Raw genomic sequence first — 667 nt, 5'->3', positions numbered from 1 at the left:
AGATGAGGGCACTGCGGCTGTCCGGCTGACCCGTCCGCCCGCCGGGTTTCGCGGGCCGTCGCGGAGGTACTCGCGCGTCGCCGGGCAGGCGAGACGAGGCGAAGGGAGCAGGCCGTGACCGAACACCGTCGCGAGGCTCCCGGCGAGAACGGCGCGCCCGTTCCCCGGGACATGCCGGACCAGCAGGTGCAGGAGGGCGAGGACCCCTGGGACGCCGCCCCCGTGCGGCGCGGGAAGCGGCGCGAGGCGGACGCGGAGGCGCCCACTCCGGACGTCCCCGACTCGGACGAGGCGGGCACCGGTCCCAAGGGCGCCGCCCGCCCCGCCACCGTCCACCCCGAGCACCCGGCCCCCGACGAACCCCCCGGCTGAGCCGGGCCGGGCGCGGCCCGGAGCTCACCCGACCTTGCGGCCGCGCATCGGCTCCGTGTCCGCGCCCTCGCCGTGCTGAAGGCCCTCGAGGAACTCCTGGACGACCTCCGTGGCCGTCCGCTCCGGGCGCCAGCCCAGCTCGGTGTGGGCGCGGGTGCAGTCCATCAGCGGCAGCCGCAGCACCGCGTCGAACAGATGCGGCGAGGCCGGCAGCAGGTGCAGCCCCCACGCGGCGGCGATCGCGGACCGCGCCGCGCCCCGGGGCAGCCGTACGGTACGGGCGCCCAGCATCTCG

General features: G+C 77.8%; 1 protein-coding gene and 1 pseudogene. One reads left to right on the top strand and one right to left on the bottom strand.

Annotated features, from left to right (window positions below):
• The first annotated feature begins 114 nt into the window (after positions 1-114).
• Positions 115-372: a hypothetical protein gene (locus IE249_RS09420; RefSeq protein WP_189704320.1), complete on the top strand. Its 258-nt coding sequence runs from the start codon at positions 115-117 to the stop codon at positions 370-372.
• Between the two features lie 24 nt (positions 373-396).
• Here IE249_RS09420 and IE249_RS36730 read toward each other — a convergent pair.
• Positions 397-667: pseudogene (locus IE249_RS36730) on the bottom strand (NAD-dependent epimerase); the annotation flags it as partial.

It is taken from the genome of Streptomyces anandii JCM 4720 (assembly GCF_014650655.1).
GTDB lineage: Bacteria > Actinomycetota > Actinomycetes > Streptomycetales > Streptomycetaceae > Streptomyces > Streptomyces anandii.
Note: the sequence above shows the minus strand (reverse complement) of the source record. Positions and strands in the feature narration are given on the sequence as shown.